The sequence below is a fragment of the Roseburia sp. CLA-AA-H209 genome (assembly GCF_020687575.1).
GTDB classification, from domain to species: Bacteria; Bacillota; Clostridia; order Lachnospirales; family Lachnospiraceae; genus Roseburia_C; species Roseburia_C amylophila.
Genome location: NZ_JAJEQU010000006.1, coordinates 111064 through 135121, shown reverse-complemented (window position 1 = coordinate 135121; position 24058 = coordinate 111064). Strand labels below are relative to the sequence as shown.

Annotated in this window: 20 protein-coding genes, 1 tRNA gene, 1 riboswitch and 1 other annotated feature (1 of these 23 cut by a window edge); of the genes, 15 read left to right on the top strand and 6 right to left on the bottom strand. The window is 41.6% G+C overall.

Annotation, left to right across the window (positions count from 1 at the left end; translation table 11 throughout):
* Positions 1-18: 18 nt before the first annotated feature.
* On the top strand, positions 19-156 hold the full coding sequence (locus tag LKD41_RS07640; protein WP_022242815.1) for a hypothetical protein: 138 nt from the start codon (positions 19-21) through the stop codon (positions 154-156).
* Between the two features lie 74 nt (positions 157-230).
* Here LKD41_RS07640 and LKD41_RS07635 read toward each other — a convergent pair whose 3' ends face one another.
* Complete coding sequence (locus LKD41_RS07635) at positions 231-785, bottom strand: hypothetical protein (RefSeq protein WP_227700843.1); 555 nt, start codon at positions 783-785, stop codon at positions 231-233.
* A 255-nt stretch (positions 786-1040) separates the two neighbouring features.
* Here LKD41_RS07635 and LKD41_RS07630 point away from each other — a divergent pair.
* Together LKD41_RS07630 and LKD41_RS07625 are read left to right on the top strand one after the other, a co-directional pair.
* A tRNA-Pro gene (locus LKD41_RS07630) sits at positions 1041-1114 on the top strand.
* Positions 1115-1331: 217 nt separating this feature from the next.
* Positions 1332-1805 (top strand): methylglyoxal synthase, encoded by a 474-nt coding sequence (locus LKD41_RS07625; RefSeq protein ID WP_227700881.1) that lies wholly within the window; start codon positions 1332-1334, stop codon positions 1803-1805.
* A 104-nt stretch (positions 1806-1909) separates the two neighbouring features.
* On the opposite strand, the gene LKD41_RS07620 is transcribed toward LKD41_RS07625, so the two are convergent.
* From LKD41_RS07620 to LKD41_RS07615, 3 genes are read right to left on the bottom strand one after another with little or no spacing between them, the layout of a single operon-like run.
* Positions 1910-2350 carry an Hsp20/alpha crystallin family protein gene (locus tag LKD41_RS07620; RefSeq protein ID WP_022242812.1) on the bottom strand — a complete coding sequence of 147 codons (441 nt, stop codon included), beginning with the start codon at positions 2348-2350 and terminating at the stop codon, positions 1910-1912.
* A gap of 31 nt (positions 2351-2381) precedes the next feature.
* Positions 2382-2507: a hypothetical protein gene (locus LKD41_RS15670; protein WP_255415056.1), complete on the bottom strand. Its 126-nt coding sequence runs from the start codon at positions 2505-2507 to the stop codon at positions 2382-2384.
* 50 nt (positions 2508-2557) lie between these two features.
* Complete coding sequence (locus tag LKD41_RS07615; RefSeq protein ID WP_022242810.1) at positions 2558-3025, bottom strand: Hsp20/alpha crystallin family protein; 468 nt, start codon at positions 3023-3025, stop codon at positions 2558-2560.
* 353 nt (positions 3026-3378) lie between these two features.
* Between LKD41_RS07615 and LKD41_RS07610 the strand changes: the two genes are divergently transcribed.
* Entirely contained in the window at positions 3379-4752 is a 1374-nt protein-coding gene (locus LKD41_RS07610; RefSeq protein WP_227700842.1) for a sodium-dependent transporter, read from the top strand.
* Positions 4753-4821: 69 nt separating this feature from the next.
* Here LKD41_RS07610 and thiT read toward each other — a convergent pair whose 3' ends face one another.
* Positions 4822-5478, bottom strand: a complete 657-nt coding sequence (gene thiT, locus LKD41_RS07605; protein ID WP_022242808.1) for an energy-coupled thiamine transporter ThiT — start codon at positions 5476-5478, stop codon at positions 4822-4824.
* A gap of 34 nt (positions 5479-5512) precedes the next feature.
* Positions 5513-5612: riboswitch (TPP riboswitch) on the bottom strand.
* 256 nt (positions 5613-5868) lie between these two features.
* Here thiT and LKD41_RS07600 point away from each other — a divergent pair.
* From LKD41_RS07600 to LKD41_RS07550, 11 genes are all read left to right on the top strand, one after another.
* Complete coding sequence (locus LKD41_RS07600; protein ID WP_227700841.1) at positions 5869-13992, top strand: GBS Bsp-like repeat-containing protein; 8124 nt, start codon at positions 5869-5871, stop codon at positions 13990-13992.
* Positions 13993-14236: 244 nt separating this feature from the next.
* Positions 14237-14506, top strand: coding sequence for a TM1266 family iron-only hydrogenase system putative regulator (locus tag LKD41_RS07595; RefSeq protein ID WP_227700840.1), 270 nt, complete (start codon positions 14237-14239; stop codon positions 14504-14506).
* A complete protein-coding gene (gene hydE / locus LKD41_RS07590; protein ID WP_227700839.1) occupies positions 14496-15551 on the top strand; it encodes a [FeFe] hydrogenase H-cluster radical SAM maturase HydE in 1056 nt (351 codons plus the stop codon). The genes LKD41_RS07595 and hydE overlap by 11 nt, the downstream gene beginning before the upstream one ends.
* Positions 15552-15636: 85 nt before the next feature.
* Positions 15637-17055, top strand: a complete 1419-nt coding sequence (hydG, locus tag LKD41_RS07585) for a [FeFe] hydrogenase H-cluster radical SAM maturase HydG (protein ID WP_117842320.1) — start codon at positions 15637-15639, stop codon at positions 17053-17055.
* A 13-nt stretch (positions 17056-17068) separates the two neighbouring features.
* Positions 17069-18259 (top strand): [FeFe] hydrogenase H-cluster maturation GTPase HydF, encoded by a 1191-nt coding sequence (gene hydF, locus LKD41_RS07580; protein WP_227700838.1) that lies wholly within the window; start codon positions 17069-17071, stop codon positions 18257-18259.
* 24 nt (positions 18260-18283) lie between these two features.
* The gene (locus LKD41_RS07575; protein ID WP_227700837.1) at positions 18284-18751 is read left to right on the top strand and encodes a YbaK/EbsC family protein; all 468 of its coding nucleotides are present in this window, start codon (positions 18284-18286) and stop codon (positions 18749-18751) included.
* Positions 18752-18825: 74 nt separating this feature from the next.
* Positions 18826-19002 carry a sigma factor gene (locus tag LKD41_RS07570; RefSeq protein ID WP_227700836.1) on the top strand — a complete coding sequence of 59 codons (177 nt, stop codon included), beginning with the start codon at positions 18826-18828 and terminating at the stop codon, positions 19000-19002.
* Positions 19003-19368 (top strand): RNA polymerase sigma factor, encoded by a 366-nt coding sequence (locus LKD41_RS07565; protein WP_227700880.1) that lies wholly within the window; start codon positions 19003-19005, stop codon positions 19366-19368.
* Positions 19365-20114: a DUF4367 domain-containing protein gene (locus LKD41_RS07560; protein WP_227700835.1), complete on the top strand. Its 750-nt coding sequence runs from the start codon at positions 19365-19367 to the stop codon at positions 20112-20114. The genes LKD41_RS07565 and LKD41_RS07560 overlap by 4 nt, the downstream gene beginning before the upstream one ends.
* A gap of 99 nt (positions 20115-20213) precedes the next feature.
* Positions 20214-20645, top strand: a complete 432-nt coding sequence (locus LKD41_RS07555; protein WP_022242798.1) for a hypothetical protein — start codon at positions 20214-20216, stop codon at positions 20643-20645.
* Positions 20646-20764: 119 nt separating this feature from the next.
* Positions 20765-21667, top strand: a complete 903-nt coding sequence (locus tag LKD41_RS07550; protein ID WP_227700834.1) for a TraX family protein — start codon at positions 20765-20767, stop codon at positions 21665-21667.
* 87 nt (positions 21668-21754) lie between these two features.
* Here the strand turns inward: LKD41_RS07550 and LKD41_RS07545 are convergent, their stop codons facing one another.
* Positions 21755-23749, bottom strand: a complete 1995-nt coding sequence (locus LKD41_RS07545; RefSeq protein WP_227700833.1) for a 2-isopropylmalate synthase — start codon at positions 23747-23749, stop codon at positions 21755-21757.
* An 86-nt stretch (positions 23750-23835) separates the two neighbouring features.
* Positions 23836-24058: a binding site (T-box leader), on the bottom strand; it runs 8 nt beyond the window's last position.

Here is a 24058-nt window from a genome sequence, read left to right as displayed (position 1 = left end):
TAGGAAGGGGGACTTACTATGGTTATATTTATTGGAATTCTGATATTCGCCGCAATAATTGGATTTTATGCATGCTTTGGCCGGAGAATCAATGAAAATATCGGTTCCGGATTTGGAAAAGAATACATGAAAGACAAATGGGGAATGGATGAATAAAAGAGAGGTTTAAGAATGCCGGATGGATTTACCATCCGGCATTTTATATGCTGATTTGGAGAGTAAGTCATAGACTACTTCTTGATGCTTGCACGCCGTTTGACCTTTTCCTCGTAGAGTATTGCGTCGGAATGCTTTAATATATCGGTTAAAATAAAGGAAACAAATTCGTCACCGCCCAGTCTTGCAGTAATGGCATCCTTTGGCAGGCATTTACGCAGCCGCTCCATGCTGATATGACGCAGTGTGGTAAAGCCAGTGTACAGCTGGCAACCGCAGGAACTTCTCTGGTGAAAAATGGTTGACATCCGGCAGGATTGTGGCTTCTTTCCCTGACAGAGCATAAGCGCATTCTGTAATGCCTGGCAGCTGAACTGGAAGCTGCTGTGGGAAACACTGGTCAGTGGTGGTTCCATGGTTTTTGCGTGGTCAATGTCATATCCCACCAAAAGGTCTCTTGCAGCACAGACGCGGTATCCTGCCTTTGCCATATTATCATTTGCAAAAGCAATTGCCTCTAATTCCGGGTTGTGGTCTAGGATATATTCCACCTGCTCGGTGACAAGCTCTGAGTAGTTGTCAGCAATCAGGTATGGAATGTCCGGATCGTCAGGTGTGTCCTCTAACATCAGAAATGGAATATCTTTATAATGGGAAAGAAAGTCTGCCTTTACCTGGTTACTTTTAAAAATAGAAAGAGAACCATAGGTAATAATGAGTGCATCCGGTCTGGTAAAAAAAGTTGCTTCGGCATTGAAAAAGCCGTTCTTATGATTGACTTAAGTACAACATAAAACGATTAAGTAGAAAAGAAAATAAAAATATTACTGGACAAAAAATGTGATATATGCTAATATAGTTGAGCGTGTGAAAGAACTGAATAACGATGCGTGGCTCAGCTTGGTAGAGCGCTGCGTTCGGGACGCAGAGGTCGCAGGTTCAAATCCTGTCGCATCGACGAAAAAAACGAGTACACTGTTAGGTGTGCTCGTTTTTTATATGAAGATTTCTACCCAAATATTGTCTGGAATCATCTTGTCATGTTATAATGAACGTAAGCAAGTCAACATATAAGCGTGATTGGCGAGCTGCAATTGTTTATCAGGAGTTGATTTTCACTTGATAAATGAAAAGGTTGGAAAATAATACAATAAAGGAGAAGACACAATATGAGTATGGAACCGGATTTTCTTACTTTGACAATCGGAAAACAGAAAAATATTGCATTGATTGCCCATGATGGAAAGAAAGCAGAACTGATCCAGTGGTGCAAAGACAATGCAGAAACTTTAAAGAAGCATTTCCTTTGTGGAACCGGAACAACGGCAAAAATGATTACAGACCAGACGGGACTGCCGGTAAAGGGCTATAACAGCGGTCCGCTGGGCGGAGACCAGCAGATTGGTGCTAAGATAGTAGAGGGAAAAGTAGATTTCGTGATTTTCTTTTCAGATCCGCTTACTGCAGCACCTCATGACCCGGATGTAAAAGCACTGCTTCGTATTGCACAGGTATATGACATCCCGATTGCGAATAATAAGGCAACTGCAGATTTTATGATTCATTCCGAGTTGATGGATGAAGAATATAATCACAATGTGATTAATTTTAATAAGAATGTCAGACAGCGGGCATCGACGATAAAGTAATGTCAGCTAAACTACGAGAGACACGTAAAGCGTGTTTCTCACATAAAAAGGAGAGGCGGTGTGAATACTCACACCGCCCCTTTTCCCTTTTAATTATCCTGGTATTATCCCTCAATGGAAATATATTTCTTTTCTTCCACAGCAGGTTTTGCTTCTTTCTTCGGAACGGTCAGAGTCAGGATACCATTTTCAAAACCGCCTTTGATGTCATCCTGAGTAACGCCATTTCCGACATAGAAACTACGCTGGTAAGAGCCATAGTAACGTTCTTTACGGATATATTTGCCATCTTTGCCTTTTTCGTCCTTGTTGTCCTGGTGTTTGGCATTGACGATGAGGTATCCGTCTTTCAGCTCAGCCTGGATATCTTCTTTCTTAAAACCTGGAAGTTCAAATTCCAGTTCATATCTGTCGTCAAATTCCTTAACGTCAGTGTTCATGGCAGCACGGTTGTCTGCTGCAGGAGCATTGTAAGCTCCGAATGGAAATACATCATCGAATATATCATCTACAAAGTTGTTTGAAAAAATACTTGGTACTAACATAAGTCATTCCTCCTAAAATAGTCTATTGTAATTAGTAATAATGTTTCTTGTTTCTGTGAGCTTCTCTGGCTTCCTCAACAGCCTCATGGTCGGCTACATTAATTTTAGCTTTTACTTTTTTCTTTTTTAATGGATGTTTTGGATTTTTGTCTGACATAATAACATGCTTCCTTTCTTAATCTGAATCAGATACTATATAAAGTTCTGTTATCCTTCAATGGCGATGTACTTGTGGTCTTCCACAGCAGGTTTTGCTTCTTTCTTCGGAACGAAGAGTTTTAAGATACCGTGTTTAAATTCACCCTTGATATCTTCTTCGGTAACGGCATCGCCAACATAAAAGCTTCGGCTACAGGCTCCGGAATAACGTTCCTTACGGATGTACTTGCCGGATTTCTTATCTTTATCTTCCTCATCCAAGCCTTTGGCGGCACTGATGGTCAGGTAACCATTTTCTAAGGAAGCACTTACTTCGTCTTTCTTAAATCCAGGTAAATCAATGACCAGTTCGTAACCATTGTCCTGCTCCTTTATATCTGTCTTCATCAGACGTGCGGCTCTACGACCGTAAAGTTTTTTCTCAGTCTTTTTCATATCCATGTTATCGTCCATCCATGGAAAATCCTCAAAGAAGTCATCAAATAAATTCTCTCCAAAAATACTAGGCATCAACATAAGTCATCTCTCCTTTTTTAAATAAATCTATCTATGCTTGTTTACCTTGTTTCTTTGGAACCGGGATGTTTTAGGAACCTCTTTTTGTTCCTCTCCTTTGTTCTGACTACGTTATAACACCAATTATTAGCAATGTCAAGAGGTGAGTGCTAATAAATTTGTGAAAAATTTGTGAATTGGTTGCAAATTGCGAGAAAACTAAGGAAATATAAGGGAATACGCTGTGAAAAAGAAGAGAAAATAAGTGAATGTATTGCGAAAAAAGAAAGAATATTGCAGGAACTATGAGACTGTGTTATGATTTTTATAACTTTGCGTTATGGAAATTATGAGTTTAGGAGAAGAAAAACAAAATGAAGACACAGAATGAGAAAAGAAGTACATTTTCGGGGAAGATAGGGTTTGTATTATCAGCAGCAGGCGCTTCCGTGGGACTGGGAAACATATGGAGATTCCCATATCTTGCGGCAAAGTATGGGGGAGGAATCTTTCTGCTGATTTATATTATACTTGCACTGACTTTTGGATATACGATGATTATGGCGGAGACTTCTATCGGAAGAATGACGAAGAAGAGCCCGGTGGGAGCATATCATACCTTTGGAAAATCCCGCTGGCTCTCTTTCGGTGGCTGGATAAATGCGATTATTCCGGTTTTAATCGTGCCATATTATTCTGTAATTGGCGGCTGGGTAATGAAATATCTGGTGGAATATATCAGGGGAAATGGCAGTAAGCTTGCATCGGATGGATATTTTTCCGATTTCATTTCCAGCGGGCTTTCCACAGAAATCTGCTTTGCTTTTTTTGCAGTATTTACGCTGGGGATTATCTTTGCCGGAGTCCGGAATGGTATTGAGCGGGTATCCAGATTTATGATGCCGGTGCTGGTTGTTCTTTCTATATTAATAACGGTTTATTCCGTAAGCAGACCGGGAGCATTAAAAGGAGTTAAATATTTTCTGATTCCGAATTTTGAAAATTTTTCCTGGATGACGGTAGTAACAGCCATGGGACAGATGTTTTATTCCCTGTCCATTGCCATGGGAATTCTCATTACTTTTGGTTCTTATATGAAGAAGGAAGTTTCTATTGAAGAGTCCACGAAGAACGTGGAAATCTTCGACACAGCGATTGCCATGATGGCAGGGCTGATGATTATTCCGGCAGTCTTTGCATTTTCCAATGGAAATCCGGAAACCCTGCAGGCGGGTCCATCATTGATGTTTATTACGATTCCAAAAGTATTTGACAGCATGGGACTTGGAACCGGAGTCGGAATTTTATTTTTTGTACTGGTGCTGTTTGCAGCAATCACAAGTTCTATTGCATTAACGGAAAGTGCAGTATCGACTTTCGAAGATGAACTGGGCTGGGAAAGACGGAAAGCAACGGTAATTGTCGGTATTGTAATGCTTCTTTTGGGAAGTCTTTCTACACTGGGATATGGACCATTGGCGAATGTAAAAATTATCGGAATGCAGATTCTTGATTTCTTTGATTTCCTGACGAACTCCGTGATGATGCCGATTGCGGCTATTGCAACCTGCCTTCTGGTATCAAGAGTGGTGGGAGTGCAGCGGATTGAAGAAGAAGTAACCCGGGGCGGCAGCCCGTTCCGCAGGAAAAAGATATTTACAGTGATGATAAAATACCTCTGTCCGATCTTTGCAGCGATTATTTTAATCAGTTCCATAGCAAATGCTTTCGGATGGATTCAGATGTAGTTGATAGAAAAAAGGAGCGTCCCTTCTGATTTAGAAGAGACGCTTTTTCTGTAGATTTTAGAACTTAAATTATGAATTTGCCATATTCTTAACGGCATTCAATGCCTTCTGGACTGGTGGCAGACAGATAATGATTAATGTAATAAGTGCTTCTGCACCAAGGTATGCACCGTTGTAGGCAAGGGAGTATACCACTGCATTCGGGAATTCTTCCGGAGCATACATGCCGAAGAAAATCCAGCCGGAAAGGAATGCGAAGAAGTATCGACCTAATACACCAGCGATATAACCTTTGATAAGTCCATGTTTGGATTCGCTGAAAAGTCCGGAAAGTCCTAATGCACCAAAGGCGAAGAGGTAGTCCACTAACATTTGTGGAACACTGATGATATAAGGGTCAACGACTAACTGCAGTATTCCGTAAGCAAAAGCTGCGGTTAAGCCGGCACCCAGACCGTACCAGTAACCAATCAGAACGATGAATAACATGCTCAGTAAAGTAACGGAACCGCCCATTGGCATATCGAAAAGTTTAATCATGGAAGTTACCATGGCAAGGGCAATTGCCATAGCTGAAAATGCAAGCTGCTTTGCACTGAATTTCTTCTTTCCACCGAAGATAGCACAGCCAATCAGAAGAATGGCAATCATGATGATAACGAGGGCTGTAAAACCAGCGGTGGTAAGCTGGTAAGAAGAGCCGTCGTATGTTGCAAAAAATGACATAAAAAATCCTCCTTAAAGATGATACTCTGCCAGGAGGTTGAACTATGTGCTTCCTTACGCCGGTATTATCCGGTTCAAGTAATAAGGGTCAACGCAGATGCGTTTCTCAGCCAAAGGCGCCCCTAGCAAAGTGATGTTTTGTTTTCAGTTTGTAATGGTAACAGTGGTAGTATAAAATGTCAAGTGTTAATTTTCTGAAAAAGATTTTCTAAAAAATGAAAAAATCCGCTGGAAAATATAAAGAAAAAGTAACTTCCGGACGATAAAAGGTTTAGAAGTGTCTTTTCCTGCGCTTTTTTAGAAAAAAGGGTTACTCTTGAATCTGAAAAGCAAAAGGAATATAGTAAAGATAAAAAGATGAGGAAACAACAAGCAACAAGGAGAGGTTCTATGCGTAAGTACAAGGATGTTGGAAAAAGAATACTGGTATTAGTTTTAAGTGTTTGTATGATTGCGGGCGTTCTTCCGGCAATACCGGCAGAGGCGGCGGATGCATTTCCGGGCAATGGAAGCATTACATTAGGAGCGGATGCAAATGGTGCAACTGCAACCGGAAATGATACCTATACTTATACCGGACAGGAGGTTAAGCCGGCAGTTACGGTCCAGATTGATGGAGAAACTTTGAAAGAAAAAGAGGATTACTCCGTTTATTACCGTAATAATACCAGCGCAGGAACAGCATATATTGATATCGTTGGTATCGGAGACAGCCACAGATGGCAGACCACCAAGAGCTTTACGATTGCACAGCAGAAGTTAAGCTATATCGGTGTTAATTATAAAGGGGTGGAAGGAACCGGTGAAGACGGATATGTATATTATACAGGAAGTGATGTATTACCGACGATTACAGGGGTGTATGGTATCATAAGCGGTACTTCTACCATGGTAAACCTTTCAGCAGATGATTATAACGTAGAATATACATCCGGAAGCAATACCACAGTAGGAACACATTCCTTTAAAATTGTATTAAAGAGCAGCAGTAACTATACATTTTCCGGAACAATTACAGAGAACCGTTACAATATTTACTATAATATTGGAGCGGATTCTGTAACTGTTTCCAATGGACTGAGCGATTCTACTTATACCGGAACTGCACAGAGACCGGAATTTACACTGGTAGACAGTCAGAATTCCGCAGGAATCCAGGCGTCTGACTATACCACAAGCTGGGCAGATAATACCAATGCCGGAACAGCGAAGATGACAGTAACAGCGAATTCTTCTTCTCTGTACCGGGGCAGCAAGACCTTTAATTTCCTGATTGGCAAGGCAGATTTAAGTGCAGCAGGCATCAGTGTTTCCTTAAAGAGTGATAAATATTATTATGTAAAGAATAGTAAACCGGATATGACCAATGAGGTAGTAGTGAAGTTGAATGGCGTGGAGATTCCTGCCGGCAACTACAACGTGGCATACCGAAATGAAACTACTGCAGGACAGACCGGAACCAATAACCTGATTATTACCGGAACCGGAAATTTAACCGGAAACGCATTTATCAACTTTGAGATCTATGACAAGCTTGGTAAAGCAGTATTAGATAAAAATGAACTGGAATACAATGGCAAGAAAAATGTGCCAAACATTACCGTCTCCAATACATCCGGTGATGTTATCAGTGATTCCAGATATAAGATTACTTATTATAAAGATGCGGAGTATACCAAGACTGTATCTGAACCGACCTCTATTGGAAGATATTATGTGAAGGTAACCGGACTGGATTACTACGAAGGAGACCTTGGAACCAAGGCAGAGCCGATTTATTTTGATATTGTTGCAAAATCTTTAGATAAATGTACCTTTAAGCTGGCAATCAACGGAACAGAAGCAGGTGTCATTAATAAAGATACCAGTTATTCCAGCTTTTTTGATGGTAAGAGCAAGGTATTATCCCTGACAGCAACCGATGATGAGGGGAATGCTTTGAAAAAAGGAACGGATTTTGACTATGCTGTTTATCGTGATCCGGAATGTACTGAACCGGCAGACGATAAGGAAGGCACTACGGGCATACAGGAACTGATTCATGCAGCAACCTATTATCTTAAGATAACCGGTCTGGATGGCAGTAACTATGCCGGAGGCGAAAGAGTATATACTTATATGATTAAGCCAAAGAACATCAGCCCGACAGATATTGTAATTACAGACCAGACTTATACCGGTAGTGCTGTTGTGCCGGATCCTGCAAATATTACCGTTTATTATAAAGAAGGTAGTAAAAATGTCACCTTGGACAGCCAGTATGTAGAAGTGGTTTCCTGTGAAGATAATATCGAAATTGGAACCAATAATGCAAAGGCTTATATCAGACTGACTGGAGATTATGCACTGGCAGAGGGTGGCGTGAACCGTGGAACTTTCAGTATTGTGCCAAGAAAGTTAAATGAATGCGAGTGTAATATCGTTGCAGGTTCTGCAAACTATGATCCGACACAGGTTACCTTTGAATACAATGGCAGCATGCAGGTACCGGCAATCCGTATTACTGATAATAACGGTGCCAAAGGCCTGGTACAGGGCGAAGACTTTAAGGTTACTTATTTTACGGATTCTGCATACAAGAAGGTCATTGCAGAGCCGGTGGACGCAGGTACTTATTATGTATTAATCAGCGGTCTTGGAACTTATGCTAATTTAGGCGGAAGTATCCGTACTTCTTATAAGATCACGCCAAAGAACATGAGCACGCTGACCGTAACTGCAAGCAACTGCGGTTATACTGGAGAAGCAGTGGAGCCGGGTATCAGTGTATCTGATGGAAACCGTGTACTGGTTGCAGGCGTGGATTATGAAGTTGAAGGATATTATGACGATGAATTATGTAAACAGGTTTCAGAACATAAGAATTCCGGAAAAGTATATGTCAGAATCAAAGCGGTAGACGGTAAGAATTATACCGGAACCGCAACAACCACATTCTTTATTGGAGCAAATATTGCGACCGTTGTGCCGGCATTTAATATTTCCGGTGGAACCTATAACCGCAATTCCCATAAGGATGAAATGATTCAGGCAATTGAGACAAAAATGATGGATGCAATTCCGGATCCGTCGTCCTATAGCATTTCCTTCTATAGTGATGCAGCACATAAGAATGTTGTAAGCTCTGAGACAAATGAGGCATTTATCAATGCGGGAACGATTTACTTCGCAGTATCCGGCAAGGGTCAGTATTATGGAGATATTTCCGGATATGCAGTCATTGCAAAGAAAGATATATCTGAACTGAATGCAAGAGTAAATGGAACTTATACATATAATGGAATTGAGCAGAAGGTTGTAATTTCTACTACCGCAGACGGAGATGGTGTTGTATTACAGTACCCTACCACCAATGGCTATATTCTGACCGATAAGGAATACAGTATTGAAAGCAGTGAAAATGCAATCAATGCGGGAATTGCAACTCTGACCTTAAAAGCGGCAGAAAACAGCAACTACACAGGAACAACAACCGTAAGCTATACCATTAATCAGAAAAATCTGAACGAATTAAGCAAGCTGCGTGTAGACATTACCAGCCCGGTTTATGCCAATAAAGTACTGACTCCTTCCGTAAAAGTAAGCTATGGAGATTCTTCCAGCTTATTGTCAACGAATAAGGATTATCAGTTTGAAGTATATTCGGATGAGGATTATCAGAATGTAGCAACAGCCGCAGAAAAAACCAATGCCGGCACGACTTATGTAAGAATCCAGGGTATTGGAAACTACTGTGGTGTGCTGGAAAGCGCAAATTATACTGCAGATAAGATTGCAGGTTCGAACCAGTTTATTATTCAGCGGAAAAGTATTGATGGTGTAGGCGTATCTTTGCAGGGAATGAGTTACATTTTTAAAAAGAGTATTCCGGATTTCACAGTAACACAGAGTTTTCCGAATGAGTCCGGAATTGGAGAATATTCATATACTCTGCAGCCTGGCGTAGATTATACTTATACTCCGACCCAGGTAGATAAATTTAAAGTTGGACAGCAGGATATTACCATTGAAGGAACCGGTAACTTTAAGGGAACCAAGAATAGTTACTTCTACTATGATGGAGATATGAATAATTCTGCTGACCAGATTGAAGTGAAGTTAAGCTATGATACCATTGAGTATGACAAGGCACAGGCAGCATCCGGCGGAATGAAACCTACCGTTACCGTGTATGTAAAAGGCAGCGATACCCAGGAACGTCTGATAGAGGGAACACATTACAGCGTGTCTTATAGAAATAATACTGTTCCAGGGCAGGCCAGTGTACTCATTACCGGAATTGAGAAGAATCACTGGGTAGGAAGCTATGTTGCAAATTTCGCTATTACCGGTAAAATTGAAGATGCTGAGATTACGATTCCGGCACAGAAATATACCGGAAGCGAATACAATACAACCACACAGCCAATTGAAAATATGACTGTAGTATGTGATGGCAAGACTTTGGCACTTGGAACAGACTACAACATTAAGAGCATTGTAAATGGTAAATCTGTTTCACTGACTGACCCGATCGTAACTATTGAGGGAACCGGAACTTATTTCAGTGGTGAAAAATCAGCGAAGTTTGCGATTAAATACGACCTGGGCAGTGATGATTTAAGCATTGACTTGGGCGGAGATGTATTCTCCTATACCGGACAGGAAATCAGACCGGTTCCGGTTGTGAAATATGCATTAACCGGTTCTACCTTTGATACCTTGGAAGAAGGAAAAGATTATACGGTAACTTATCGTAAGAATACTGCAGTTGCAGCAGCAAATGGCGAGAACGGACCATGTGTAGTCATTCAGGCAACAGCAAACGGTAAACTGATGGGAACCACCAAGGCGAAAGCATTTACCATTGATTCCATTCATATGGAAGATTATGAGATTACCGGAATTGCGGACAGCTATGTTTATACCGGTAAGCTGATTAAGCCGGATTCTCTGGTCATTAAGAAGATTGGCGGTTCAGAAGTAATTGACCCGGCAAACTATAGTGTGTATTACCAGACGGATGCAGATAATCCATCCAGTGCACCGGCAGGCGCAACCGAGACCATTACCGTAATCGGTAAGGGCAATTACAAGGGAACACTGACTAAGACCTTTACGATTACAAAACGTGATTTGTCTACGGTAAGCAAGACGATTGATGACGTAACCTACAATGGTGAGGCACAGGAACCTGAAATTAAATTAACATTTAATGATGAAAATAACAAAGAACAGACCCTTACGTTAGACACAGATTATGTAGTGGATGAGTATCGCAATAATATCAATGCAGCGAACGCCGGCGGGGCAAATGCACCATATGCAGCAATCCACGGTGTGGCAAGCTGTACTGGAACTGCAACGGTAGAGTTTAACATTTTAAAGAAAAATGTTGAGGATTTAGTATACTCTAAAATAGAAGATCCACAGTATGTACCGTTAAAAACCAAGTATGAACCGGAATTAAATGTTTACATGACATCCACCAGTGCAGAACCGCTGGTTCGCAATGTAGATTATGTGGCAGCTTACTTTAACAATGAAGCTGTAAAAGATGCAAATGGAACTTCCGGACCGTTTGTTCAGATTACTCCGAAGGATACCACCAACTATACCGGAAGCAAGACAATTCCGTTCTCTATTCTGGCAAGGGATCTTTCTTCTGAAAATATCAGTGCGGCGTTATCCGATGCTTCTGATACAGGATTTGACCCGGCAAACCGGAACTATCCTTATATTCAGGGTACTACTTATACACCGAATATCAGCCTGAAAGATAATTCGGAAAATGGAATTGTAGCACTGGTAAATGGAACAGACTTTACTTATGAATATTCTACCAATAACAGTCAGGTGGGAACCGCGTGGATTAAAGTAACCGGACAGGGTAACTACAGTGGAACACGAATTGAGAAGTTTACCATCGGTACCTTGCTTTCCAATGATACTTTAACGGTAACCGGAATTTCCGATACTGTATATAACGGTCTTGATACCAAGCCGAAGAACATTCAGGTGAAGTTCAATAAGACCGGAAGCTATCTGACAGAAAACGAAGATTACATCGTAAAATACTATATTGATAAAGATTGTACGGCGGAAGCAAGTGCCATTGACCTGATTCATGCTGGAACAGTATATGTTGGAATCGTTGGTACGGAAAATGACCAGACCGGATATGTAGGAACAGCTGTATATCCATATCAGATTGCAAGAAAGTCACTTACTTCTGCAGATATTGAGATTACCGGAACCGATAACGTAGATTATACCGGAAGCGAGATTAAACCGGTACTTACTTTAAAAGATACTTCTACCGGATTAACCATTGATTCTTCCCAGTATGAAGTAACTTATGAGAACAACACTGCAATCGGAACCGCAAGTGCAACGGTAACTGCAACCGAAAGCGGTAACTACAAAGACAGCATTACGGTATACTATAAGATTACCAAGCATGATATTGGAAATGCTGTGGCAGAAGCAATCCCAGATCAGAAGTATACCGGCAATTACATCCGCCCGGCACTGACGATTTATGACAACGGAAAACTTTTGGTAGAAGGGAAGGATTATCAGGTTGTCAATGGCAACAACTTAAGGGCAGGAGAGTCATGGGTAGTAATTAAAGGACTTGGCAACTATGATGAGACCAAGCGCGTTTACTTCAATATTGTGGCAAGCCTTGAGGATGCAATTATTGACAGTGTTCCGGAACAGCTTTATACCGGAAGCCCGATATGTCCGTCTATCCATGTGGCATGTGGTGGCAATACCTTAACGCTGAATGAAGATTATGAAACAACGTATGCAAATAATGAGCTGGCAGGCGATGCATCCATTACTGTGCGTCCGCTGACCCAGTATTATACCGGAACGATTGTTAAGAAATTCAAAATCAGCAACAGCTTATCCAAGGCAACAGTTACCGGAATTCCTGCTTCAGAGCAGTATACCGGACAGACTTATAAGCCGGTTCCGGTCGTTAAGATGGGAAGCAAGGTATTAACAGAAGATGTTGATTATACGGTAAGCTACAGTAACAATAGAAATGTGGGAACTGCCAGGGTAATCATTTCCGGTATTGGTGTATACTCCGGAGAAAAAGTTGTTACCTTTGTAATTAAAGAAAAGAGCATTGAAAATTGTACGGTTCTGGCAGTTGCATCACAGACTTATAATGGAAGACTGCTGACTCCGCCGGTTGTTGTCAAAGATGGGACAACAATGCTGAAAGAAAATGTAGACTACAAGCTTTCCTATCGTGACAATTATTCTGTAGGAACAGCTTATGTAACCATTACAGGAATTGGAGACTATAAGGGCAGCGTGACAAAGTCCTTTGCTATCACAGAACCAGTGCTGACTTCTGACGTAATCGTTCAGAGCAGGAATGCAGCAGCAGGAACCTTTGATATTGTTGTGGATGGAGTCCCAAGTTATGTGACTTCTGTTAGTGTTCCGGTCTGGACAAAGGCTGATCAGAGCGATATTGTATGGTATAACGCATCCAGAGTAGATGCAGATACCTTTATCGTGCATGCCAATATTGCAAATCATAAGAATAATGTGGGTGTATATAATATCCATGTATATGTAAGTGGTGGCGGATATAAAATGCGGTGTGCATATGCAACGACTACCGTATTTGGTGCAGGCTATGAAAGGGTCTTTGACTTAAATTATTACATAAAGAATAACCCTGATGTAGCAAAAGCATTTGGCGGCAATACAGAAGCAATTTTTGCACATTTTGTAAATAATGGTGAGGCAGAAGGCCGTCAGGCAATTGCAAACTTCAATGTTGCATCTTATCGTGCCCGGTATGCGGATTTAAGAAGTGCATTTGGAAATAATCTGAAAGCATATTATGATCATTATCGCATCAATGGATATGCTGAGGGACGAGTAGCAACCGGAAGTACAGAACTGCAGAATCCGACAACCGTATACAATGGCGTGGATTACAAGCTGGTATATGACTACAATTACTACATCAACAAATATCCGGATATTAAAGCGGCATTTAATGGTGATGAAAATGCAACCTTACGTCACTTTGTGGAATGTGGTATGAATGAGGGGCGTCAGGGAAAAGCATCCTTTAATGTAGCAGCTTACCGTGCTAATTATGCAGACTTAAGAAGTGCATTTGGAAGAAATCTGAAAGCATATTATATGCATTATATTGGCAGTGGCTATCGGGAAGGACGTAAAGCAACAGGAAATGGCGTGCTTAAGAATCCTGTAACCGTATACAATGGAGTGGATTACAGTCTGGTATATGACTACAATTATTACATCAGCAAATATTCTGACCTTAAGGCAGCGTTTTATGGTGATGATACAGCCGCATTGAGACATTTTGTGGAGTGTGGTATGAATGAAGGAAGACAGGCAAAAGACTCCTTTAATGTGAAAAAATATAAGAATAGATACAACGATCTTCAAAACGCCTTTGGAAATGATTTAAAATCCTATTATATGCATTATATTGGAAGTGGTTATAAAGAAGGACGTAAAGGAAATTAAAAAGTGTGAAAGAAAAGGGATTCTGTTTCGGATGAAAGGAAGGAGCAGAATCCCTTTTTGCTTTACAGAAAATTGCTTTCCTGTAAAGTAAAAAACGCTCCGCGGGAATGTGCCTAAAAAAATACAATAAATACGCATAAAACCAGGGCTTGACAATTGTAATCCCAAAATAAATCTCTTATACTAAAAACGTAAAATAAGCGTTGAAATTGTATTGATTCAGAAAAACAAGAGGAACGAAGATATGGCAACAGATACCAGAGTGGCTGTAATCGGCATTGTAATAGAAAAGGACGAATCCGTTGGAGCATTAAATGAAATTTTACATGAATATGCAGCTTATATTATCGGAAGAATGGGAATTCCATACCGGGAGAGAGGCATAAATATCGTAAGTATAGCAATCGATGCACCGCAGGATACCATCAGTGCACTGACCGGTAAAATCGGAAAATTACCGGGAATCAGTGTAAAAACAGCATATTCCAGTGTGGTGACCAGACATGAAGAATAGAGGAAAAGAGTTGTTTAATAAGCTGTATCAGGATACACAGCTTACAGAGGCAGAATATAAAGAATTATTAGAACTGCATACCGATAAAGAAATTGCAGAGTACGGCTTTGAACTGGCGAGAAAAAGACAGAAAGAGACCTTTGGAAATGAAGTTTATACCAGAGGACTGATTGAAATATCCAATTACTGTAAGAATGACTGCATCTATTGCGGCATCCGAAGAAGCAATCAGAATGCAGAACGTTACCGCCTGAATGAAGAAGAAATCCTATCCTGCTGTGAAAGTGGTTATGCATTAGGGTTTCGTACCTTTGTCCTGCAGGGTGGCGAAGACGGCTACTACACAGATGATTTACTGGAAGATTTACTTCATAAGATAAAAGCTGCTTACCCGGACTGTGCCATTACACTGTCCTTAGGAGAGCGGAGCCGGGAAAGCTATGAAAGACTTTACACGGCAGGAGCAGACCGCTATTTATTGCGTCATGAGACCGCGAATGAAGTCCATTATGGGAAGCTCCATCCGGCAGAAATGTCTCTTAAAAACCGCAAGCAGTGCCTGTATACCTTAAAGGAAATCGGTTATCAGGTGGGGTGTGGCATTATGGTAGGTTCTCCCTATCAGACCATAGATAATCTGGTGGAAGACCTTGCTTTTATGAAAGCATTCAATCCGCATATGGTAGGAATCGGCCCGTTTATTCCACAAAAGGATACGCCGTTTGGAGAGATGGAACCGGGAAGTCTTGAAATGACGCTGTTTTTACTGGCAGTTATCCGCCTGATGCTGCCGAAGGTATTGCTTCCGGCAACTACAGCATTGGGAACTATCCATTCAAGGGGCAGGGAGCTTGGCATTTTAGCAGGAGGAAATGTGGTAATGCCGAATCTGTCACCGGTAAAGGTACGGAAGAAGTACGCCCTTTACGATAATAAAATCTGTACCGGGGAAGAGGCAGCGGAATGCCGTGGATGTCTTGGCAACCGTATGGAATCCATTGGATATAAACTGGTGGTCTCAAGAGGAGATTCGCCATTTATATAAATAAAGGAAATACAAGAGGTATTTCTTAAATCACCATATAATAACCAACGGGAAAGAGCTTCTGACCCGGAAGAAAGGAAACATTATGTATAACAAAGCATCATTAAAGGCAGAAGAATTTATCTGCCACGAAGAGATTGAAGAGACTCTGGCATATGCCGAGGCAAATAAGGACAATCTTGCCCTTATTGACGAAATCATTGCAAAGGCAAAATTACGGAAAGGGCTTACTCACAGAGAAGCATCAGTATTGCTGGCCTGCGAGAACGAAGAGAAAATCCAGGAAGTATATGACCTCGCAGAACAGATTAAGAAAGATTTCTATGGAAATCGTATTGTAATGTTTGCACCATTATATCTGTCCAATTACTGTATCAATGGATGTGTGTATTGCCCGTACCATGGAAAAAATAAGCATATTGCCCGGAAGAAACTGACACAGGATGAAGTACGTCAGGAAGTAACAGCATTACAGGATATGGGACACAAACGTCTGGCAATTGAAGCAGGCGAAGACCCGGTGAATAACCCAATCGAATATATCTTAGAGTGTATTAAGACCATTTACAGCATTAAGCACAAAAACGGTGCAATTCGTCGTGTTAATGTAAATATTGCTGCAACAACCGTAGAAAATTACCGGAAATTAAAAGAGGCCGGAATCGGAACTTACATCCTTTTCCAGGAAACTTATCATAAAGAAAGCTATGAAAAATTACATCCAACCGGACCAAAGCATGATTATGCATATCATACCGAAGCCATGGACCGTGCCATGGAAGGCGGCATCGATGATGTTGGCTTAGGTGTGCTTTTTGGACTGGAACTTTACAAATATGAATTTGCAGGACTTCTGATGCATGCAGAACATTTGGAGGCAGTGCATGGAGTAGGACCACATACCATCAGTGTGCCACGAATCAAACGTGCCGATGACATTGATCCGGATGTATTCGACAACGGCATCAGTGATGATATTTTTGCAAAAATCTGTGCATGTATCCGTGTGGCAGTTCCATATACCGGAATGATTATTTCTACCAGAGAGAGCCAGGCGGTGCGTGAGAAAGTTATCCGCCTTGGTGTATCCCAGATTAGTGGTGGTTCCAAGACTTCTGTAGGTGGCTATGATCATCCGGAGCCGGAAGACGAGCGTTCTGAGCAGTTCGATGTCAGCGATACCAGAACTCTGGATGAGGTAGTACACTGGCTGATGGATATGGGTTATATCCCAAGCTTTTGTACCGCATGCTATCGTGAGGGAAGAACGGGAGACCGTTTCATGAGTCTGTGCAAGAACCAGCAGATTTTAAACTGTTGTCATCCGAATGCACTGATGACATTGAAGGAATATTTGATTGATTATGCTTCTGAAGATACCAGAAAAATCGGAGAAGCGTTGATTGCTAAGGAGATAGAAAAAGTACCAAATGAAAAAACAAGAGAAATTGCAAAACGTCATCTGAAAGAAATTGAGGAAGGACAGCGCGATTTCAGATTCTAGGAGGTCTTTAGCAATGTCATTGAATGAAACACCAAGTGCAAACCGGATACATATCGGTTTTTATGGCAAAAGAAACAGCGGAAAATCTTCTCTGATTAATGCATTTACCGGTCAGCAGGTAGCAATTGTATCGGATGTAGCGGGAACCACAACGGATCCCGTCTACAAGCCGATGGAGGTACATGGTATCGGTCCATGTGTATTTATTGACACGGCAGGAGTGGATGATGTAGGCGAACTGGGGAAAATGCGTGTAGAGAAGACGGAAAAAGCTGCAGAGAAAACGGATATTGCGGTGCTGTTGTTTTCCGGGGAGGAATATCAGGCAGAGTTAGAATGGTTCCACTATTTTAAAGAAAAGCATACACCGACCTTATGTGTACTGAGTAAAGCGGATACACTGACGGATTCGGATGCAATAGCCGCACAGCTTAAGAAAGAGATAAAGCAGGAAATTCTTGTTATCAGCTCAAAAAACAAGGAGGATATAGAAAAATTTAAAGAAGAATTAATAAGACTTGTGCCGGATGATTATGGCGAAGAGACCATAACCGGAGCGCTGGTAGAAGAAGGAGATTTGGTTCTTCTTGTTATGCCACAGGATATTCAGGCACCAAAGGGCAGACTGATTCTGCCACAGGTACAGACCATCCGTGATTTGCTGGATCATAAATGTCTGGTAATGAGCTGCACAACGGATAAGTTAGGGGATACGCTGGCGGCGCTGGCACGACCGCCGAAGCTTATTATTACCGACTCTCAGGTATTCCGTACAGTATATGATAAGAAGCCACAGGAAAGTCTTCTGACCTCATTTTCCGTATTGTTTGCAGAGTACAAGGGAGATTTCGCTTACTACAAAGAGAGCGCAGCAGCTATTAGCAGTCTTACGGAAGAATCAAAGGTACTGATTGCAGAATGCTGCACCCATGCACCACTGAAAGAGGATATTGGCAGGGAGAAACTTCCGAATATGCTGAGAAAACGTATCGGAGCAGGACTGACAGTGGATATCGTCAGCGGAACAGATTTTCCAAAAGACTTATCTAATTATGATTTAATAATTCAGTGCGGAGCCTGTATGTTTAATAAAAAGTATGTTATGACGAGAATTGAACGTGCAAAAGAACAGAAAGTTCCAATGAGCAACTATGGTGTTGCCATTGCATATCTGTCTGGAATTCTTGATAAAATCAGCTATTAGAAATGATGGAAAGGAAGCGTAACTATGTCAATCGAACGCGCGAGAGCATATTTAAAAGAATTTGGAATGGAGGAGCGGATTATGGAGCTGGCAGAATCCAGTGCGACAGTGGAACTGGCAGCAGAAGCGCTTCATTGTGAGCCGGAGCGTATTGCAAAGACGCTTTCTTTTCTGGTGGGAGAACAGCCGATTCTGATTGTAGCTGCAGGAGATGCAAGAATCGACAACCACAAATATAAGACAACCTTCGGAACCAAAGCAAAAATGATTCCGGCAGCGGCAGTGGAAGACTATATCGGACACGCCGTTGGCGGAGTCTGCCCTTTTGGAATCAAAGAGGGTATAAAAGTATATCTCGATGAAAGCCTGAAAAAATTTGAAACAGTATTTCCGGCATGTGGCAGTGGAAACAGTGCCATTGAGCTGACAATCCCGGAACTGGAGCAGTGCTCCGGATATTCAGAATGGGTTAATGTCTGCAAGGAGGAGTAATAGTAGGCAGAAACTTTAGCAAATAAGACGGCATAAGCGTCGGAAAAGAACAGCAGAGGAAATGGGAGCGTGTTATGTTTCAGTTACTTGAACTAATCGAAAATGAAGAGGACAGGGAATTTTGCAGAAAGTTGAGTGAGCAGTTTGACTCTGCAATGTACCATGTGGCATATGGAATTTTAAAGAATTCTGCAGATGCGGAAGATGCTGTGCAGGAAAGCTATATTGCAATTATAAATAATTTATGTTAAATTTCTCGTGAAAACTGTCATAAAGCGTGGAACTATATTGTTACTATAGTTAGGAGCAGAGCAATTAATGTATATCGTAGGCGGAACCGCGAAAGCAAAATGGACGAGGAAACGATTGAAAATCTGCTGCAGGAGTCTCAGGGAGACGGAGAAATCTTTGAACTTCCGGATGGCAGCAGCATGTCAGAACTTATCGGCAGAATGAAATATCCATATAAGGACGTATTATATTTACGATATTATAATGAATTGAGCTATGAAGAAATTGCAACTGCTCTTGACACAACAGTTGACAATGCAAGACACATTTCCAGCAGGGCAAGGAAGAAACTGCAGGAAAAGCTAGAGAAGGGGAATTCATTATGACAGAACAGGAACTGAAGGATGCCATCACATCGGCGTGTGAGGCAGATTATAAGCACGCAATGGCTGCACCAAAGCATCACTTTTCAAGGACATTTCGAAAGAAAATAAAAGTGCTGCTGCAACCGGGCATGGGAAAACGCACGATACCGGCACTTTATCCGGTGCATGGCAGACGGCGTGTCATTATGGTTGTGGCAGTACTTATATTGATTCTCGGAACAACCGTAATGGGCAGAGGCTTTTTCCAGAGTCCGCTCGGAAAATATATTCTGACCGGGTATACCGACCATGTGCAACTGAATCTGGGCGAACCGGAGAATCTGGAAATGGTGGCAATAGAGGACAACGAGAAGAACACAATGGAGATTGGTGCTGAACCGGATTCGGAGGAAGATTTTGAATTTGTCTGCAAGAAACCGCAGTGGGTGCCGGAAGGGTATACACTGGAGAAAGAGGTTCATGAAGAAGAATGGGGAATATATGAACAATGTTATACAAACGATAAGGAACAAGGTATGCTGTATCGGCAGATGAACAATGATGCAGTAAACAATTTGGGAATCAGTTCTAATGGAAGTGAACAGCAGGAAGTTATGATTGAGAATCTTAAAGGATATTTTATTCCGGATGATACATTGGATGAAGGAAGAGGGAATTTCGTTTGGGAAGATGGAAAGTATCTCTATATGATTACAGGAGATTTAACAAAAGAAGAATTAATCAGGATGGCAGAAACAATAAAATAGTAAGTGAAATAAAATAATATTAAAAAATTGGAAAAAATTGTCATAAAACCTCGTTTTCGTTTGTTACATAAGTAGAGCAGGTGGAAAGGAGGTTTTGTAATGGAAAGAAAAACATTAAAAAAGAAAATCCTGGGTATTTTTTGCACGTTATGTCTTTGTATATGTATGACAAATGGCACTGCAGTAGTGTATGGTGCAGGTGTTGATAGTTGTGTGGACAGAATAGTAGAAGCAAGATATGCCAATATTGCAGCCTATAGTACAGGGCTAAGGCTGAATGGTTCTACATTTGCGGCACGTGCAGAGGTTAATGCAAAAGTAAAAGCATCCATATCAACTACTATGACACTACAGAGACAGTCCGGTACAAGATGGTCAGATGTAACAAGCTGGTTTGATTCTACAACAGGCTATAATTTGATTTTGTCTAAGAATTACGTTGCTGGCACGAGAGGAAATTATCGTGTACGTGCAGTTTATACTGTGAATGGTGAAACAATAACAACATATAGCAGTACAGTCACCTATTAGCAGTAAAGGGAGAAAGTTATTTCGAGATATAAGAATGAGCAAAAAATACGGGAAAAAAGCACGAGAGGCATGAGCAATATTTATATCGACGGTAAAATCGGTATATCAGAGGATGAAAAATGAACATATTCACAATCAAAATCATAGCATTAATTCTGATGCTGATTGACCATATAGGCGAGTTCTTTCCGGACTCGCCTATATGGTTTCGGTGGCTGGGAAGAATAGCGGCACCGCTGTTTTTCTATGCACTGGCGGTGGGGTTCCAACATACAAGAAATCGAAAGAAATATCTGTTGCGCCTATATCTGGCAAATGTCGGAATGGTATTTTTTAATCAGATTATGTGTATGCTGCAGAGAAAACTGGACTATGTGGCGTATCAACCGAAAAATCATAATATATTTACAACCCTGTTTTGCGCCGGCGTGCTTATCTGTATATGGGAAAACCGGAAAGAGAAGAAAAAGTTTTTTACATACATTGGGATATATATCTTCTGGCAGGCTATGGTGATGGGACTTGCAATTCTGGCAGAGGCGTTTGATTACGTATGGCGCGGTAATGCGCTGTTGCAAACAGTCTTACGGACAAATTATATTTTCCCGCTACTGGGTGGAATCTGGGATGCGGAAGGCGGCGTGTTCTTTATTGTGCTGGGAGTATGGCTGTATTGTGCAGTAGAGAACAAGTGGAAGCTTGCACTGCGTTATATCCTGTTCTGTGGGGCATATATGTTTATGTGTCAGGGAGATATTCTGTATCGGATTATGAGCAGGTTTTCTTTTTGGGGCTATCATAAATTAGCGGATGTCATATATTTTGGCAGTTCGTTTGTGGGTATTCCTCTTGGAACATCGGATTTATCCTTACTTACGGAGTTCTATCAATGGATGATGATAGGCGCATTGCCAATTATGCTATCCTGCAACGGAAAGAGGGGCAAAAGCCTTAAATGGCTGTTTTATGCGGCATATCCGCTGCAATTTCTGGTATTGTATGGTATAAGTTATTATAAATAAGAAAGGTATATCGGCTGCTGCCGGTATACCTTTTTTTGCGGGAAACTTGCAAGTAGTATTCCTTTGATTGAATTCTTAAATCAAGATTTATTTACTACAGGAATTGCGGTACTGTACCGGTGTCATCTCGTATTTCTTTTTAAAGAGGCGGTTGAAATGTTCTACATTCTGATAACCCACGGAGTATGCAATGTTTTCAACAGTCATATTTCCGTTCTTTAAAAGAGTTCTTGCTTTTTTCATGCGGACACCCTGAACCAGTTCAACGAATGTTTGACCGGATTTTTCCTTAATATATTTGGAAATGTACGGCTCAGAGAGATGGAACTGTTTTGCCATATCCTCTAAGGTAACGGTCTGGTAGTTTGTCTGAATGTAATTCTTCATTTCCATTAAGCGCTTATCCTGAATCTCAACACTGGATTTTATGGAAGGAACCTGGTTTACTGCAACAACCAGTGCGCTGATAGAGGATCTGATGATATCGTCGTCGATGCCAACACCCCAGTACATCTGACCATAGCAGGTGATTCCTACATAGGACATAGCTTTGGAAGAAGAACCATGGCTCAAAGCGTGCTCTTCGTATACGGACAGCTCATAGCTGATGCCGAAGTACTGTTTGATAATGTTGCTGACAGCATCCAGACGGCCATTTCCGTTGGCACTTACCAGGTGGTTCTGTCCACCATGAACAATAGTAGCTTCTGCCATAATACCATCCACCTGTTTGAAGTGGCATTCTTCAATCTGGAAGTAAGGCTGGCGTTTTACATACTTATCTTCAAAGATTTCATATACCCACTGTGGAGACAGCTCTTTGTGCTCTTCATCGGAAACATGTTTTACCAGATAACCGACTTCCTCACGCATTTTCTCTGGCAGAGAAATGCCAAAGTTCTGTTTCAAAATGTAGTTTACGCCACCTTTACCGGACTGGCTGTTGATACGGATAACGTCAGAATCGTAAGTTCTGCCCACATCCATTGGGTCAACCGGAAGATAAGGGACAGACCACTCGTTGAGTTTTTTCTCTTCACGCCATGCCATACCTTTGGCAATGGCATCCTGATGGGAACCGGAGAAAGCGGTAAATACCAGATCACCGGCATATGGCTGACGTTCGTAAACGTGCATTCTGGTAAAACTTTCATATTTCTCACGGATTGCAGGCAGGTTAGAGAAGTTAAGTTTCGGATCAACGCCGTGTGAGAACATATTCATGGCAAGTGTGATGATATCTACATTACCGGTACGCTCACCATTACCGAAAAGAGTTCCTTCGATACGGTCGGCTCCGGCAAGAATACCAAGCTCTGCGTCACAGACACCGCAGCCACGGTCATTGTGTGGATGCAGGGAAAGTGTTACGGCATCACGATATTTCAAATGTTTGTGAATGTATTCTACCTGAGTGGCAAATACATGCGGCATTGCATTTTCGACAGTGGTTGGAATATTAATGATTGCTTTATTAGAAGCCTTTGGCTGCCATACATCAAGTACTGCGTTGCAGACTTCCACGGCATAGTCCACTTCAGTTCCCGGAAAGCTTTCCGGGCTGTATTCGAAGGAGAAGTTACCTTCAGTCTCAGAAGCCAGTTTATTCAAAAGCTTTGCCCCGTCAATGGCGATCTGTTTTACTTCCTCTTTACTCTTTTTAAATACCTGCTCACGCTGTGCAACAGAGGTAGAATTGTAAAGATGAATGACTGCGTGCGGAGCACCTTTTACCGCTTCAAAGGTTTTCTTGATGATATGCTCTCTTGCCTGGGTCAGAACCTGGACGGTAACATCGTCCGGAATCATATTGCGGTCGATTAAGGCGCGCATAAAGTTGTATTCTGTCTCGGAAGCAGCAGGGAAACCAACTTCAATTTCTTTGAAACCGATTTTAACCAGCATTTCAAAGAACTGCAGCTTTTCCTCTAAGCTCATCGGCTCAATCAGAGCCTGGTTGCCATCACGTAAATCAACGGAGCACCAGATAGGCGGCTTGTCGATATAATCCTTCTTTACCCAGTCATAAGTACATTCAGGCGGCATAAAATATGCACGCTGATATTTTTCATATCCTTTCATATTGAACCTCCAAAAAAATATTCTGATTATGTTGCAGTGTTACTCGCGTAAAAAAAATCTTCCGTCTCTATCATTCGAAGATGAATCATAGAGACGAAAGAAAACTTTCGCGGTACCACTCTATTTCATGTTGTTACATGCACTCATTGGCACTATCATGCCATTCCCGGGTAACGGTGGGAGTCCGTCGCGACCTACTATAGGGTTCAGCCGGCAGCTTCAAGGCGAGTTCACTGTATTCCTTCTGCCGTCTTGCATCAACCGGCGGCTTTCTGAGAGAATTCCTGACAGTTACTATTCCTTTTCATA